Source organism: Caldivirga sp. (genome assembly GCF_023256255.1).
GTDB lineage: Archaea > Thermoproteota > Thermoprotei > Thermoproteales > Thermocladiaceae > Caldivirga.
This window is the reverse complement of record NZ_JAGDXD010000028.1, coordinates 36,918-52,352: the sequence shown is the minus strand read 5'-3', so window position 1 is coordinate 52,352 and position 15,435 is coordinate 36,918. Positions and strand designations below refer to the sequence as shown.

Genomic DNA, 15,435 nt, shown 5'->3' with positions numbered 1-15,435 from the left:
AAGGATTAAATCACATGTGAACATTTAATTTAAACCATGACTTACCTGGGCTATTGAAGCAGCCTTCGCAATTTCAATTAATCCCCTTAAGGAATTATATAATGTTCCTGCACATACCGCAATTACGTATGTACCACAGGGGTATGTTGCCTTAATTCTTGATGCTAATTCAGGGCTGAAGTTCTCCACTGTTAAGCCAGTTAAAGGTATGTTAACGCTCATACAATCTACATGCATTATTAATACTGCGTCGCCGCCATTCCTTACGCCAACATCTCTCAACTCAACAATGTTAATTTCACCCGGCCACTTCAGTAACCCACCCATGACACAGTAGTTATACTTCTTGTTGAATACCGGTGTCAGATCAATTTCCTGTACATTAGCTATACCATAATTACTGAGCAGTTCATTCAATTTCCTAACCCCATCATTAGTTAGCACTGAACCAGATCTTGAGACTTGTATTAAACCTAGTTTCTTAAGTTCCCTTAACCTATCCTTAACTACGCCTTCCCCTATTCCAAGTAGGTTAACTAAGTGGTATCTGCCAGTTCTACCCCTTAACCTCAATGTAAGCATTATTATCATTAAATCTTCTGCACCCATACTTGATTAATCCTTTACTGGTTTAAAGACTTTTTCGCAATAGACTTATAATTAGTTTAAACTAAGTATAGGGTTTATTATCCTAGGAGATACTTCGGCAAACATTGATTAAATTCACCCAGCTGAGACTAAAGTTCCGCTTCATGCTGATTTTCAATATTTATTGATTCAATTGACGGAAACGCTTTTTACGATTCAGCATGCTACCTTAACTACGAGAATTCGGGTATTCATTAGGTTACTTAGCCTATATGCTAGGGAGAGGTACAGTAAGTGGAGTATGATAGTGATGTACACTTCAGCTGCCTTAATGCTAATGCTACTCATACTACCCCTCATATTTATTATCCACGGTGAATCAATTCGAATGCTTCAGGCTGCAGCGGAATCATACCCGGTTTACGTATCTCTGTTTCTTGCCGTAATGCTTACTGTTAATGCTTTATCAAGGAGATTAATTAGTAGGATTGTAATTCATGATCCTGGTTCGCAACCATTCTCAGCGTTATTAACTAGGACTGAGATTGACTTCATATTATCTAGTCCCTTTAACATAAATGCCTTAATTGCCATTAAACTTACAATCGATTACATCATACCTTACGTGCTCATTACTATGTTTGGTTCATTGCTTTCATTATTATTGAACCTAATGAGTATTCACAACACATTAATGCTAACTGCATATATCATAGTATACGTGATTAATGTAATATTATTATCAGCCTTGTTGGGTTTAGTTAACTTAGTGATTCCGAGGGATAATAATCACTACATTGATGTAGCCATACCTACTGCTGTTTCAACATACTTACTTGCTTCATCACTAATTAACCCAAGCCTAAATCCACTACTCAACATGAGTAACCCCATCCTAACCCCTATATTAATGCTGGTAATTGCACTCACGTTAATACCAACCCTGGATGCGATTAAGTTAATGTACATTGATGCTTATGGTTTACTACTACCTAAGGATAGGGTAAGTAGGCTTAATAGTTCATTCCCCCTTAATTCCTCAATCTTCAGAATCATACTTAATACTTCAGTTAGGCAAGGCTTCAAGATAGCGTTCTCTGCATCAATAGTAGCATTCATAGCCTTAACAAGCATTACATTAACCCTATACACCCACATAGTGCAGAGGCTAGAGTTCCTAGTTTACCTGCTGGGTTTCTTCATAGCCTACATACACACTTCAATACTTGGTGGTACACTTTCTCAGGAGAGGCCTTGGATTAACTTCATGGCTATGGATGGGTTAAACTACATTAGGCTTAGGATGCTTTCAAGGTTAATAGTAACCTACGCATCCTTAGCGCCAATCATCGTTTACTTAATCATACTACTCCTAGTTACAGGATCACCTTTGGTGCTGCTTGAAGTATTCTCCATAGTCTCAATGCCGACATTAACTGTCCCCACGTCATGGATAATAATGGCTGAGGCTAAGTTACCTCAGTCAAGGGGATTAATTGAGGATAACCTTCACAGGAGTAATGTTAAGGTTTTAATACTACTTGGCCTAATGTACGGCTTAGCTGGGTTATTCCTACTGCCGCTGGCTGTGGAGAACATAATGGTGGCAACCGGTTTGGTGCCCATTAATGAGGTTTCTAGTTTTTCCTTAATTATTGGTTTAATTGAATTAAGCGTATCAGCCTTATACTACCTATTCATCATGTATAGCGGCTTCTCGAGGATTATTTGGCGCTGGTTCATTAATAAGCTTACTGAGAATGGTTATGTTTAGTTCAGTTAACTCTAACCACATCAATCATCAGCCATGCCAGGTTTCATCAATCACTCTAGATCGCAACGTAAACCTTTAAAAACACTTACCCGAAGACAGGGTAATGACTAAGGGTACTCCATCATTCGGTAAGATGAGCAGGGGCAAGACGCACATTAGGTGTCCTAGGTGTGGTAGGCACTCCTACAATATTGTTAAAGGTTACTGCGCCGCCTGCGGCTACGGTAGGTCAAGGAGAATTAAACGTGGGTTAGCTAGGGTTCTTGGAAGACCAGTGGGTAATAGGTAACTGTGGTTCAACTGGTTAATTCAAGGACCCTCGCTAAGGGTTCTACACCATCCTCGGTTACTATTACTGTATCTTCGAATTGGGCTACAAAACCATTACCACTCTCCATTAGCACATTATAACCATATAGGGCACCCCTCCTAGTAAGCTCATCAATAATGCTCATTGTCTTATCCTTAAACTCCCCAACTAGCCATCTTGGGGTGAAGGGGAGCTGTTTGAAATTCCTTGAAATGTAATCTAAGGCTAAATTAGCCTCGGCAGTAAGCTTCTTAACGTTAGTCCTCAGCAACATGTATATGGTTACCTCCGGAGCATCAGTAACCATACCCCTCCCATTGGTTGCGAAGGGTTCTATGGCGTAGACTTCACCATTAAGCATCTTGACCCGGTTACCATCATCGTAATTAGGCACTGACTTACCCGCATGTAACCTATACCTACTTATTAAGTGACCTGTTAAATTCCTAATAGGCCTAAACCCAAAGCTGCTGATTGTCTTGTCTACAATGGCCCCAATCCTACTTAACTCAACACCAGCCCTAGCAGTATCAAGGGCATTCTTAAGTGCTGTCCAAGCGGCCTTAGTTAGCATTGAGTATGCGTTATTGAAGTAAACAGTAACAGCTGAGTCAATAATGTACCCATCGATGTGTGCCCCTATGTCAATCTTAACCACGGAGTTAGGCGGTATTACAGCTTCATCACCTATCTTAGCGGTGTAATGAGCCGCAACATTATTGATATCTATGTTAGCTGGAAAAGCCGGTAAAGCACCATTCTCCCTAATCTCACCCTCAATCATATTACACAGTTCTAAGATACCCATGCCTGGATGAACCTTATCTATAGCATGCTTAAGTACCCTATGAATAATGTCACCAGCCTGCCTATACTTCCTTAAGGCATCTTCATCCAGCATAATAAGCCATTACTAATGCATTTAATATAGTTAACCCGCTTCACAGCCTTAAACCATGCTGGGCATGCAGGCCTATTTACCTTAACTACCTCCTAAACTCTTACTGACCTCATGACCCCATTCCTTGAACAAGACCCCTTAAGCTGAATGGGAAACTCCCTAAAGGGCTTTAGGAAGGTGTAGGTTAAGGCAGTAGACTCAGTATGAAGAAGCAACTTAGCAAAATATGCAGTAGAGGCTGTGGCTTAGTTTTTAACCATGAGTATGTAAACGCCATCACCAATACTCATAGCCTCAGGTGGAGGATTAGTGAAGCTGAAGCTTACCTTATGCATTGCCTCAAGTTCCTTCCTTAATGGTTCAAGGTCAGGTTGAACATAGACAATGGCGTTAATTCTCTCCGCTAAGCTTACCCTCATCTTATTCTTGTACCCCCATATTGCACTGTTAACATTCATGAATAATCTAAGCACCTTGCCTAATGATTCATCGTAAGGCTCAGGGTCACTTATAGTCTCCTTATGAATACTCTTACCGTGAATCCCCCTCCAGATTGCATCGGTGACGAATGGCATTATTGGGGCAAGCATCCTGATTGAGTAATCCAGCACCCTATGAAGCGTAAACCAAGCCCCCCTCTGCTCGGCCTCGGTGAAGGAACCATCACGGTTGTATGCCCTCGACTTAACGGCCTCAATATAGTGGTCAGCGAAAACATGCCATAGAAATTCATACACTACCGTAGCTGGTTCGTAAGTGTCCAGGTTGCTTAATCCATTTATGTAAACCTTAATAACCCTATTAAGCTCATTTAGTATTAACTTATCTAGTAGTGTTAACTCGTAGTTACTGTTAACCTCTGGGAATTGGGAAATGAACCTTGCTATGTTCCATAGCTTAGTAACGAAGTCCCTACCCGTCTTAACAATGTGCTCACTGTACCTATAATCGTAACCAAGCCTACCTGCAATTGCAGCCCAGAACCTAACGGCGTCTGCACCATATCTTTCAGCTGGGGCTAGGGAGTCTATTACGTTACCCTTAGACTTATGCATTGCCTCACCTTTCTCATCAAGCCCCATGCCGTTAATCCTAACGTACTTAAACGGTGGCTTACCGAAGAGTAGTAGTGACCTTAACACTGAGTAGTATAGCCAACTCCTAATTATTTCATAGCCCTGAGGCCTAATTATCTTGTTTGGGTGGGCAACCTTGAATAATGACTTATCCCTAGTGTACCCTGAGGCATACATCCATGAAATTGATGAATCAAACCAAGTGTCAAGAATCCTATCATCACCTATTAGTTTACCATTTCTGCACTTCTCCTTAACCTCCTCAGGTGGTTCATCGACCCATGGCCTATAGTACCTGCCTGGGTTGGGTAGTATTGGCTTAGCATTACCGTTTGAGTCAACACAGTACCATATTGGTATCTCAGTTCCATAATACCTCCTCCTGCTTATGGGCCAATCAAATTCAAGTGAATTAACCCAATCAATAAGCGTCCTCTTGTACTCAGGTGGTATAAACGTCATTTCATCAATAATCTTAAGGAGCTCACCCTTAAACTCAAGCTGCTTAACAAAGTACTCCCTAGTAACTATTATTTCAATGGGTGTCTTACAACGCCAACAGACTGGGACAGTGTGCCTAAGGGGCTCCCTCTTAACTAATAGGCCGGCTGCCTCAAGATCCTTCACAATCCTTTCCCTCGCCTCCCTTATGCTTAACCCATCATACCTCCCGGTTCCCTTTATCTTACCATCTGGGGTAATAACTATCCTGGTTGGTAACTTAAGCTCATTAACTATGGCTAAGTCCCTAGTGTCACCGAAGGTACTTATCATCTCCACGCCGGTACCAAACTCAACCTTAACGGATTGATGAGGTATTATTGGAACCTCCCAGTTGAATAATGGAATAACCGCGTGCATTCCCTTTAACCTAACGTACCTATTGTCACCTGGATTATAAGCAACCGCCACTGTAGCTGCCAGTAGTTCAGGTCTGGTGGTGGCTATGATTAAGTCCTCGCCAGTCTCCTTAACCTTAAACTTAATGTAATTTAAGTGGGTGTCTTCCTCACGGTACTCCACCTCGGGTTCGGCTAAGGCTGTACCACACCTGGGGCACCATATTGTTGGTCTCTCAGTCTCGTAAATCAACCCCCTATTCCACATCTCTATGAAGGTCGACTGGGTCATTGTCCTATACTCAACGCTATCCGTCCCATTCGGTATGTACTCAGCCGATATACCCCACCTCCTAAGCACCTTAACCCACTCCCTCTCATACTCATCCAGCTGCTCCTTACATAACTTCAAGAAGTCAGCCCTCGGTATATCCTGCATTCTCTTATTGAGCCTCTTCTCAACCTCAACCTCCACTGGTAATCCATTCCTATCAGCGTACCATGGGAACACAACTAAGTATCCTCTCATCCTATGGAACCTCGCTATCATATCCATTTGAGCATAGGTCGCGAACTGCCCTATGTGAGGCCTACCACTCATGTAAGGTGGTGGAGTATCTATTACTATTACCTTCTCACCATAATTCCCCTTACCATTAGTACCCTCTTTAGCCCAAATCTCAAGTAAATCAAGCTCCCTCTTCACATCCCATGACTTCTCCTTAAGTTTAGGCTCCATACCAATAATAATCCCCGCATTGAGGGCTTAGGTTTAATTTTAAGCTTTACGTTAATGAAATTAAATCACACCACAGTGCTTAGATGCATGTGCTGATGCTTAAAACTACCTGCAGTTAGTGAAGGATTAAACACTATTAGAAATGAGCAGTAAACCACAAGGCATTAAAACATTAAAGGTAAGGAAACTAAGCATAAATAGTTAAAAATTAGCTAACCTTAAGGGAATTACTTCCCTATTAGGTCAATAGTATCGTTTAATTAATCCTTAAAAACGTTTAAATGCTGGTCAAAGAGTGGTTTCAAGATGGCAAAGCAGTCGCCCATACCTTTGTTAACTGATGGTAAGAGGGTTGATGGTAGATTACCTGAGGAGCATAGACCAGTTACAATGCAGGTTGGCGTATTGCCTAATGCTAATGGTAGTGCCCTAGTAGGTTACGGTAATACTATTGTTTTAGCAGCTGTTTATGGGCCTAGGGAACCCATACCACGATACATAACGGTACCGGATAAGGCTGTTGTTAGGGTTAGGTACCACATGGCTCCCTTCAGTACAGATGACAGGAAGAACCCAGCTCCAACTAGGAGGGAGATTGAGATAAGTAAGGTTGTTAAGGAGGCGCTTGAGACTGTTGTATTCCTGGAGCAGTACCCTAAGTCCACTATTGATGTCTTCCTTGAGGTGCTTCAGGCTGATGGAAGCACCAGAGTCACCTCAATAACCGCGGCTTCCCTTGCCTTGGCTGATGCGGGCATACCAATGAAAGACCTGGTTGTTGGGGTATCCGTGGGTAAAGTCAATGATACCGTTATCGTGGATTTAAACAAGCTTGAGGATAATTACGGTGATGGTGACTTACCCATAGCGATTGCGTATAGGAAGAATTGGGTACTCTTAATGCAGCTTGATGGTGTTTGGAAACCCAGCGAGGTTAAGAGGGGGCTTGAGTTAGCCTTTAAGGCTGCTGAAAACATTTATAGGAACATGAGGGAGGCTTTAAAGGGAAGGTACATGGCGGTGGTTCAACAATGAGTAGCTACCCATTCGAAATAATACCATCCCTCAGGAGGGATACCTTAAGGAGATTAATAAGTGAAGGTAAGAGACCTGATGATAGGCAATTAATCAGCATGAGGGACTTGACGATAAGGGTGGGGGTTGTTAAGACCGCTGACGGTAGCGCCCTAGTTAACCTAGGTAACACCAAGGTAATTGCCGGGATTAAGTTTGAGCTGGGTAAACCATTTGAGGATACACCAAATGAAGGTAACCTAATAGTGAACTTGGAGACTCCACCATTAGCGGCGCCAACCTTTGAACCTGGCCCACCTGACGAGAACGCGATTGAGATTGCCAGGATCATTGATAGGGCACTTAGGCACAGTAACTACATACCGTTAAAGGACTTAGTTATAATACCGGGTAAGTCAGTGTACTCAATGTGGGTTGACATATATGTGCTTAACCACGACGGTAACCTAATAGACTCCTCAATGCTGGCGGCCGTCTCAGCTATTGCAAATGCGCAGGTACCAAGGGCTATTATTGATGGTGATAATGTTAAACTGGATAAGACAAGTAAGATACCGTTAAACATTAACCCCCAGAACATGCCTTTAACCGTAACCTATTATAAGATTGACAAGTACCTTATAGTTGACCCAACCCTGGAGGAGGAGGTTATGAGTGATGGTAGGTTTACGGTTGCTTCAGATGGTGAAAACATTGTGGCGCTACAGAAGGGTGAGGGTTACTTCACGCCTGAGGAGATTGACTCAATGATGAATAATACGTTAAACATTGTGAAGGACCTTAAGGTTAAGGTACTTGAGATGGTTAAAACACCGGTTGGTTCACTAATGTTTTAAACTGTTTAATTATTAAAATCAACTTACTTGTTAATAATATCGTTGAACGTTAAGATAACCATATCCGACGGCACCTTGGCAATATTACCTATCCTAGTCATTACAAGAACCTTAATACCCCTACCCACTGCCGCATCAACAAGCCTCTGGGTACCCACACCATCGAACACAATAGCGTACGCATCATTGATTTGCTGAAGGGTATCAAGTAGATCCCTAACTGGAACCCTCTTTAGCACTGACCAATTCCTATCATATATTATAGCCTCCAGTGTACCTGATAGTTTACTAACCTCATCAACCACATTAGGCGGCAACTGGGGGGCCTGCTGAGTGGACTGTTGAATAGGAGTCACCTGTACTTGACTCTGGGTTTGGGCAGGAACTTCAATGACCTGAGCCTGCTGGGTAACTTGAGCCTGAGTAGGAGGCTGTTGCTGAACTGACTGAGTGGACTCAGGCTGAGGCTGTGGTGCTGCTGGTAATTGGACCTGAGCCTGCTCAGCCTGTTTCTTGCCTTCCTCAATTATCTGCCTATCTTTCTTACTCAACTGATTAATGTACTCCTCAACCGGTATCTTATTCCTAAGGGCCTTAGCTATCTCCTTGGCTGTCAACTGCTCAACCTCCTTACCTGGTGGAGCCCTAGCAACGTAATCTATGTCAGCCACCTTAAGTAGCTCCCTTAAGACCATTTCACCACCCCTGTCACCGTCAGTGAAGGCTATTGTAGTCTTCCTGCGGCTTAACTCAATCACAGTCTTGGGTATACCGCCGCTTGCCCCCTCTATTGCTATTACATTCCTGTAACCGTGCTTAATCAAGTTAATTACATCAGCCCTACCCTCAACAATTATAACCGTGTCGGAGGAGTCTACATCAGGCCCGGCGGGTAAGCCTTCTGAGCCATATGCCACAACCTCGCCCTGCTTAACCTCACTGAGGAACTTATCCATAAGCTCCTTGGTGTCCGGTATGGTTTCTCTCTCAACAAGCTTAATTAAATCCTTAGCTCTATCTATTATTAGCTTACGCTTCTCACTCCTCAGGTCCTTAATGGAGTTAACTTGAAACTTCGCATTATATGGACCAACCCTATCAACCGTCTCAAGCATTGCCGCTACCAGGGCGGTCTCATAGTGGTCTAGGTTTGATGGAACATAAACCTTACCTACAGTCTTATCACCCCTATGTTCAACCTCAACCTCAATCCTACCAATCCTACTTGTGTTTTGAAGTTCTCTTAAGTCCAGGTCTGAGCCCAGTAGGCCCTCTGTTTGACTGAATAACGCACCTATTATGTCTGGTTTATCCACGGTGCCCTGTACCTCGAAGCCAAGTTCTATTAGGTACTTGGCTGATATTGTTAATGCACCCATTAACACCACCCAATAGCAACCACATGGGTAGCTACCTTATTAACGTTTCTAGTAATAACAGAATATTAAACACAATGGGCAGCACAATAAGGATACATGAGGGGAGCAAAGGGGCCCCTTAACCCTTCACAGGCCTGAGCCTCAGGTCTCCAGGAGGAGTCCCCATTCACTATGCCTACTCATGTTTTTAAACTTATGCTCAAGTTTAAAATAGTCCAGTAAACCCCGTAATACTGATGATTAAGCGCGTTGGTCCTGAGGAATGATGAAAGACGGACGGAATGAGTACGCATTAAGCTAAGCCCAGTAACCTTTCAAGCTCAGTTCCCGAATAAACACACTCATTTCGATTCCTCACCCTGCATACGCTTAAGGTAGTGCATGTGAGCCACCGATTAAGCGCATTTCCCCATTAATGCTTGAATTGTGGTATTTAAGGGGCTAAGCATTTTTAAATAGTGGACTTGCAGTTAGTGAACGTGCAGTCAAAAGCCATAGTGCTTAAGTTCCAGAATGGTGAAGTAATGGTGAGGTTGGATATGGTGAAGTCCCCCATAACCGCAACTAGATTACTGAACGTGCTACCTGTCTCAACCCCGTTCACTAGGATAGGGTCATTAATAATGATACCTCTTGATTTAGGTTCATTACCGGAAACATTCGAGGTTAAGGCTAGGAGGGGGGAGTTGTGCTATAGGCCTAATACTAAGCAATTGATATTAGCTACTGAGGATACCCAGATAGGGACTAGGATTAACCCATTAGGCATTGTAGTCTCTAACATAGATTTACTCGACTCTGTTAAGCCAGGTATAGTTACTATAATTCCAGTTAACATTGAGAGCAAACCTAAGTCAACCTAGCCTTAATCACCCTTAAGCATTCCTAAGTTAATTTGAAAGATAAACCAATGCATTAATACCTATGAGGGAACCCTACATAGCTGCATATGCATAAAACACTAAACCACCAGTGAAGGGTACTTAACATGGTTAGAAACGTTGTATTCTTCATGGAGATGCACCAACCTAGGAGACTTAATAGGCTTCTTCATTACCAATCCTCAATGGAACCTTTAGATCTCCTATTTGATGATGAACTAGATAGGGTTATTCTAGGTAGGATTGCAGCAAGGTCGTACAGTAAGGTTCTTGACGCCATTAAGGAAGCTAATAGGGAGTATGGATTTAAGTTCGTAGTTAGTATAACTGGAGTATTAATTGAGCAATTGAGGAGGTGGGCTCCCCAAGTCCTTGATAAGTTAATTAACCTAATTAAGGATGATGCTGTTGAACCAGTTGCAGAGACCTATTACCACTCTTTAGCTTACCTCATTGATGAGGGTGAATTCAAGGAGCAGGTAATGATGCATGTTAAGTTAATTGAGGAGTTGACTGGAAGAAGGCCCGTCACAGTGCAGAATACGGAATTCATGTACAGTGATGATGTTGGTAGGGTATTTTCGGAGATGGGGTTTAAGGTTGCTTTAACTGAGGGTGTGGAGAGGGTTCTCGGGTTTAGGCAACCAACATACCTTTACAAGAGCCCAAGTGGCCTACTACTCCTTCTTAGGCATTATAGGCTTTCTGATGATGTTGGCTTCAGGTTCACTAATAAGTCATGGGATCAGTATCCCTTAACTGCGGATAAGTACGTTGCCTGGTTAAGGGCAACTTGGGGTGATTTAGTTATGATTGGGTTAGATATGGAGACGTTCGGTGAGCACATGCCTGAAGAATCAGGTATATTCGAGTTTCTAAGGTGGATGTTTAGGCATGCTTACGAATCCAACATAAGGTTCATAACCGCAAGTGAGGTTAAGGAGCATGTTCCATCATCCTATGAACTTAACGTTAATGAAGTAATATCATGGGCCGACGTTGAGAAGGATACGTCAGCTTGGATTGGTAATGAAATGCAGTGGACATCCTTTAACCAAGTTGCTATGCTTCACGGCTTAGTTAAGGAACTTGGTGACGAGTACTTAAGGAACTACGTTAGGCTACTTATGGTTAGTGACCACTTCTACTACATGTCAACTAAGCATGGTGCACCGCAGGATGTTCACAATTACTTTAACCCATACTACAGCCCCTATAGGGCATTCACCCTGCATCAATCCGCAGTACATAGGGTACTCAGTTACTTAGCTAGGACGTACGGTAATACCTCAATTACTAGGCTCCTAGCCCGGATTAAACTACCCAGTGAGTTAGCCACTTGGGTTAAGGGCGAATCCTTCACTAAGGCTCAATGCCCTAATGCCCAGTACACAGCAAGGCTTATTACAATTAATTACCCTAAGCTAACCCAAACCTGTAACACCACTGGATAAAGGGTTTTTCAAGCTATGAAGATTCCTAAATCGCTACATTGTACTTGCTCTGCGCCAGAGTGCTTAACTCCTTCATTAGCTTGGCCGCCTCAGCCTCAAGCATCTTCCTCCTGTTGATTAATGACTGCTGAAGATCACCATTAACCCTATATTCACCCTCCTTAATCTTAACAATACCCTCGTTGAGGTAATCCACCAACTCAAGTAGTACTTCAATATCCTCAGGTATCCTATTGTTGAAAGCATTAGCCACCTCAACCCTGAAGCAGCCCCAGTGAATAGGCCCCCTACTGGTGAAGGTAAACCTCTGACCCTCCACTATTTCGGAACCACAGAAGTAGCATTTCCAAGTCCTCCCCTGAGCCTGCTTAATTGACATTGACTTACCATGATTGTTGAGACTGTTTTTAACCTTACTTTAATGTTCATTTAAAATAAGGCCACCGGGACCTTACTATCTCCTCCCCAACCTTGAAAAGGCTAGGTTTGTCTCCTTCTCTATAAGCCGGTTACTACGTTACCCAATATTACAAACTCTACCCATGTTTGAACACTTAAAGTGAACGCCATCATGGTAACTTGGATGAATCGCGATGCCCTAAGAGGAAGTGAAATGATGGGCATGATTAAGAATGTAAGATATCGTATTAGGTAAAAATGTGAATTAGGGGAATTAACATTGAACATGGATTTATGCTATTTGGTCATGGTTAGGGAACATGGACATTGTTATTTAAATCCCAGAGCATAATCCTTCATTATAGGGTATAGATAGTGTTACTCCGTAAAATTAATGCGATAACTAGGACCACAGGGGACCTTATATAAAACTTATATAAAAATGGAGGGAATTCATTATGAGAGTATCTATAAGGCTGGTTACATTAGTTAATAGTTTTAACAGTGAGTACGTATCTTCCTGAACCAACCTCAATGACTACGTGGTCGCCAGTGTCCTTAACCGATAATACACCGGCGCTAGTCTCAGTTACCTTACCTTCACTCCAAAGTACCTTATCACCCTCCTTCACCACTGTTGATTCACCAAATTTAGGTAAGTGAACCTCAGCTGTTGAATTAACAGGCACGGTAACTGTAACAACTAGTTCATTATCAGCCTTACTCCACTCAACTGAGGCGAGTCCCCTAACCGTGTATAATGATGCTGAACAGTGCCTTAACCCACTGGGTATGTTTGGCTTAATTAATATTCTTGAAAAGCCTGGCTCCAGTGCAACTAACCCCGCTAGATTCCTGTAAAACCAAGCATCAATGCTTCCAAACATGTGGTGATTATGAGAATTCATGCCGGCGCCAGTTAGCTTCTCCCACCTCTCCCAAAGTGTGGTTGCACCCTCCTTAATCATGTAGCCCCAACTTGGATATGATTCCTGGGTCACAGCCCTATAGGCTAAGTCAACGTAACCATACTTAACCAGCACCTCAGGCACATACTTAGCCCCAAATATGCCCACCACCAGGTGCCTGTCCCAGTCCGCCTCAATGTTATGAGCCAAGGCCTTAGCTAAGTCACTAGCCCTATTACCAGGAACCATGTCTAGGTACAGGGGTAGTGCGTTGCATGTCTGTGAACCACCAAGCATCCTAACTGTGCCATCAGGAGCCGTGTACTTTGAGTAGTAGCCGTGCTCCGTTAGGAATAACTTATTGAAGGCATCCCTAATTTCCTCAGCCCTCTTAGTGAAGAAGCTGGAGTCCTCACCATGGCCAAGTACCTTGGCTACTTGAGCCAAGGTCACCGTATCCCTATAGAGTATCCACGTTGATAATATTTCAGGTGGGCAATACTCCACTGAGAAAACCCTACCAGGTGGTACCCATTCACCATACTTACTGAAGTAAAGTATATTGTCCTTAACCCTCGAGTTCAGGAAATTCCACCACTTCTTCATGGCCTCATAGGCTTCCTCAAGGATTTCAACATCACCATAATGCACGTAAAGTAGCCAGGGAATGTAAATGAGGGCTGTTCCCCAAGCTGGATCCGCTGGGTAAGTGTTCCAGTATGGTGGTACAGTATCAGGTATTGAGCCGTCGTCCCTTTGCGAATCTATAATATCCCTAATGAACTTCTCGTAGTACTTAACCATGTTGAAGTTAAGTACTGCTGAGTCTGAGGATAACCAAGCATCCCCAAGCCAACCCATGCGTTCATCCCTCTGTGGGCAGTCTGTTTGAATACCATTAAGTAGGTTAGCCCTTAGGCTCCACCAAGTGATCCTATGAATATCATTTATTATTTTACTCGACGTAGCTATTGACCCAGTTGGCTCAAAATCGGTTTGAACAATAACAGCCTCAACATCATCAATAGAAGGCACACCTGGGTAACCAGTTACCTCAGCGTACCTGAAGCCATGGAAGGTGAATTTAGGTTCAAGAACCTCAACGCCCCTACCGCTTAATATATATGTGTCAGTAGCCTCAGCACCACGTATGTTTTCAACGTTGAGTGAACCATCTGGGTTAATAACCTCACTATGCCTAACCTTAACCTCTACACCACTACTTCCCCTAACCCTTAACCTAACCCAGCCGGTTATGTTTTGGCCGAAGTCAAACACGTGAACCCCTGGCCTTGGATTGTAGTATTCCCTGGGCTTTAAGGTGCCTTTAACCTTAGTTCCAGGTATTGTAGCCGTGGACCTAAGCCTACCACCCGGTGGCTTAACTACACTGCATTGTACCCAATTAGAGTCATCGAAGCCTACCTTATCCCAACCGTAAGGCTCCAGTCTAGCATCATACCTGAACCCATTGTATATATCATCGTAAAGTATAGGTCCCTTGCCTAAGCATTTCCATGACTCATCAGTTGCAATAACCACAATTGATCCATCACTCAGCCTTATCCTAATCATGGCGCTTGCCTTAGGTTCATCATAGTATTTAAGGCCTGGGATTTGCGCACGATTAGGTGAAACAGGCCCATACCTCCCCCTACCGAGTATTAGGCCAATGGTGTTTTCCCCACTCTTAACCAGGTTCGTTACATCATATACGCTGTAGTAAACGGTCTTATCGTACTCACTCCAAGGTGGGTCAAGGGCCCTATCCCCAACTCTCTCACCGTTTATCCTAAGCTCATAGTACCCTAGGCCAGTTACGTAAACCCTAGCCTCAACCACATTACCCTCAACCCTGAAGCTCCTCCTCAGTAATTGACCTCCACCAATCCATTTACCAACCCACTCCTCAGGCTTAAGTACTGCAGTTTCAAACCACTGAACATCACTCCAATCCCCCTCAACACCATTTGAGTCCCATGCCTTAACCCTCCAGTAGTACCTCGTGAAACTGCTTAAGGATGGCCCATTATACTTTACAACCTGATCCCTTGAATTAACCTTACCACTATCCCACACATCCCCAATACCCTTAGCCGCATTCTCAATGCTACTGCTCACTATTACCCTATAGGCCGATTGATACTGACCCCTCTCCTCATGCTCAAGGATCCAGGAGAACCTGGGATTACGCTCATCAATACCAAGGGGGTTAACCGTGAATTCAACCCTAGCATCTGCGATTCTTAAGCCATGAACCATACTATTAAATCAGCAAACCAGTATTTAACTAATCCGCTTAACAGGTTAGAGCAC

The 15,435-nt window shown here is 43.3% G+C and carries 12 protein-coding genes; 6 read left to right on the top strand and 6 right to left on the bottom strand.

Annotated elements, in window-relative coordinates; all coding sequences use genetic code 11:
• Nucleotides 1-24: 24 nt before the first annotated feature.
• Nucleotides 25-609 carry a hypothetical protein gene (locus tag Q0C29_RS04670; RefSeq protein ID WP_291999496.1) on the bottom strand — a complete coding sequence of 195 codons (585 nt, stop codon included), beginning with the start codon at nt 607-609 and terminating at the stop codon, nt 25-27.
• Between the two features lie 172 nt (nt 610-781).
• Here Q0C29_RS04670 and Q0C29_RS04665 point away from each other — a divergent pair, with 172 nt between their 5' ends.
• Both Q0C29_RS04665 and Q0C29_RS04660 read left to right on the top strand, forming a co-directional pair.
• Nucleotides 782-2,362, top strand: a complete 1,581-nt coding sequence (locus tag Q0C29_RS04665) for a hypothetical protein (protein ID WP_291999495.1) — start codon at nt 782-784, stop codon at nt 2,360-2,362.
• A 103-nt stretch (nt 2,363-2,465) separates the two neighbouring features.
• A complete protein-coding gene (locus tag Q0C29_RS04660; protein ID WP_291999494.1) occupies nt 2,466-2,651 on the top strand; it encodes a 50S ribosomal protein L37e in 186 nt (61 codons plus the stop codon).
• 7 nt (nt 2,652-2,658) lie between these two features.
• Here the strand turns inward: Q0C29_RS04660 and map are convergent, their stop codons facing one another.
• Both map and Q0C29_RS04650 read right to left on the bottom strand, forming a co-directional pair.
• On the bottom strand, nt 2,659-3,573 hold the full coding sequence (map, locus tag Q0C29_RS04655) for a type II methionyl aminopeptidase (protein ID WP_291999493.1): 915 nt from the start codon (nt 3,571-3,573) through the stop codon (nt 2,659-2,661).
• A gap of 245 nt (nt 3,574-3,818) precedes the next feature.
• Entirely contained in the window at nt 3,819-6,227 is a 2,409-nt protein-coding gene (locus tag Q0C29_RS04650) for a valine--tRNA ligase (RefSeq protein WP_367173625.1), read from the bottom strand.
• Between the two features lie 306 nt (nt 6,228-6,533).
• Between Q0C29_RS04650 and rrp41 the strand changes: the two genes are divergently transcribed.
• Both rrp41 and rrp42 read left to right on the top strand, forming a co-directional pair.
• Complete coding sequence (gene rrp41 / locus Q0C29_RS04645) at nt 6,534-7,262, top strand: exosome complex exonuclease Rrp41 (RefSeq protein ID WP_291999492.1); 729 nt, start codon at nt 6,534-6,536, stop codon at nt 7,260-7,262.
• Nucleotides 7,259-8,098 carry an exosome complex protein Rrp42 gene (gene rrp42 / locus Q0C29_RS04640; protein ID WP_291999491.1) on the top strand — a complete coding sequence of 280 codons (840 nt, stop codon included), beginning with the start codon at nt 7,259-7,261 and terminating at the stop codon, nt 8,096-8,098. The genes rrp41 and rrp42 overlap by 4 nt, the downstream gene beginning before the upstream one ends.
• Nucleotides 8,099-8,121: 23 nt before the next feature.
• Here rrp42 and dnaG read toward each other — a convergent pair whose 3' ends face one another.
• Nucleotides 8,122-9,477 (bottom strand): DNA primase DnaG, encoded by a 1,356-nt coding sequence (gene dnaG, locus Q0C29_RS04635; RefSeq protein ID WP_291999490.1) that lies wholly within the window; start codon nt 9,475-9,477, stop codon nt 8,122-8,124.
• A gap of 479 nt (nt 9,478-9,956) precedes the next feature.
• On the opposite strand from dnaG, the gene Q0C29_RS04630 reads away from it, so the two are divergent.
• Together Q0C29_RS04630 and Q0C29_RS04625 are read left to right on the top strand one after the other, a co-directional pair.
• Nucleotides 9,957-10,340, top strand: coding sequence for a hypothetical protein (locus tag Q0C29_RS04630; protein WP_291999489.1), 384 nt, complete (start codon nt 9,957-9,959; stop codon nt 10,338-10,340).
• A 125-nt stretch (nt 10,341-10,465) separates the two neighbouring features.
• Nucleotides 10,466-11,812, top strand: a complete 1,347-nt coding sequence (locus Q0C29_RS04625) for a glycoside hydrolase family 57 protein (protein WP_291999488.1) — start codon at nt 10,466-10,468, stop codon at nt 11,810-11,812.
• Between the two features lie 25 nt (nt 11,813-11,837).
• On the opposite strand, the gene Q0C29_RS04620 is transcribed toward Q0C29_RS04625, so the two are convergent.
• A complete protein-coding gene (locus Q0C29_RS04620) occupies nt 11,838-12,191 on the bottom strand; it encodes a DUF2175 domain-containing protein (RefSeq protein ID WP_291999487.1) in 354 nt (117 codons plus the stop codon).
• 505 nt (nt 12,192-12,696) lie between these two features.
• Nucleotides 12,697-15,381 carry an alpha-L-rhamnosidase gene (locus Q0C29_RS04615; protein ID WP_291999486.1) on the bottom strand — a complete coding sequence of 895 codons (2,685 nt, stop codon included), beginning with the start codon at nt 15,379-15,381 and terminating at the stop codon, nt 12,697-12,699.
• Nucleotides 15,382-15,435: the final 54 nt, after the last annotated feature.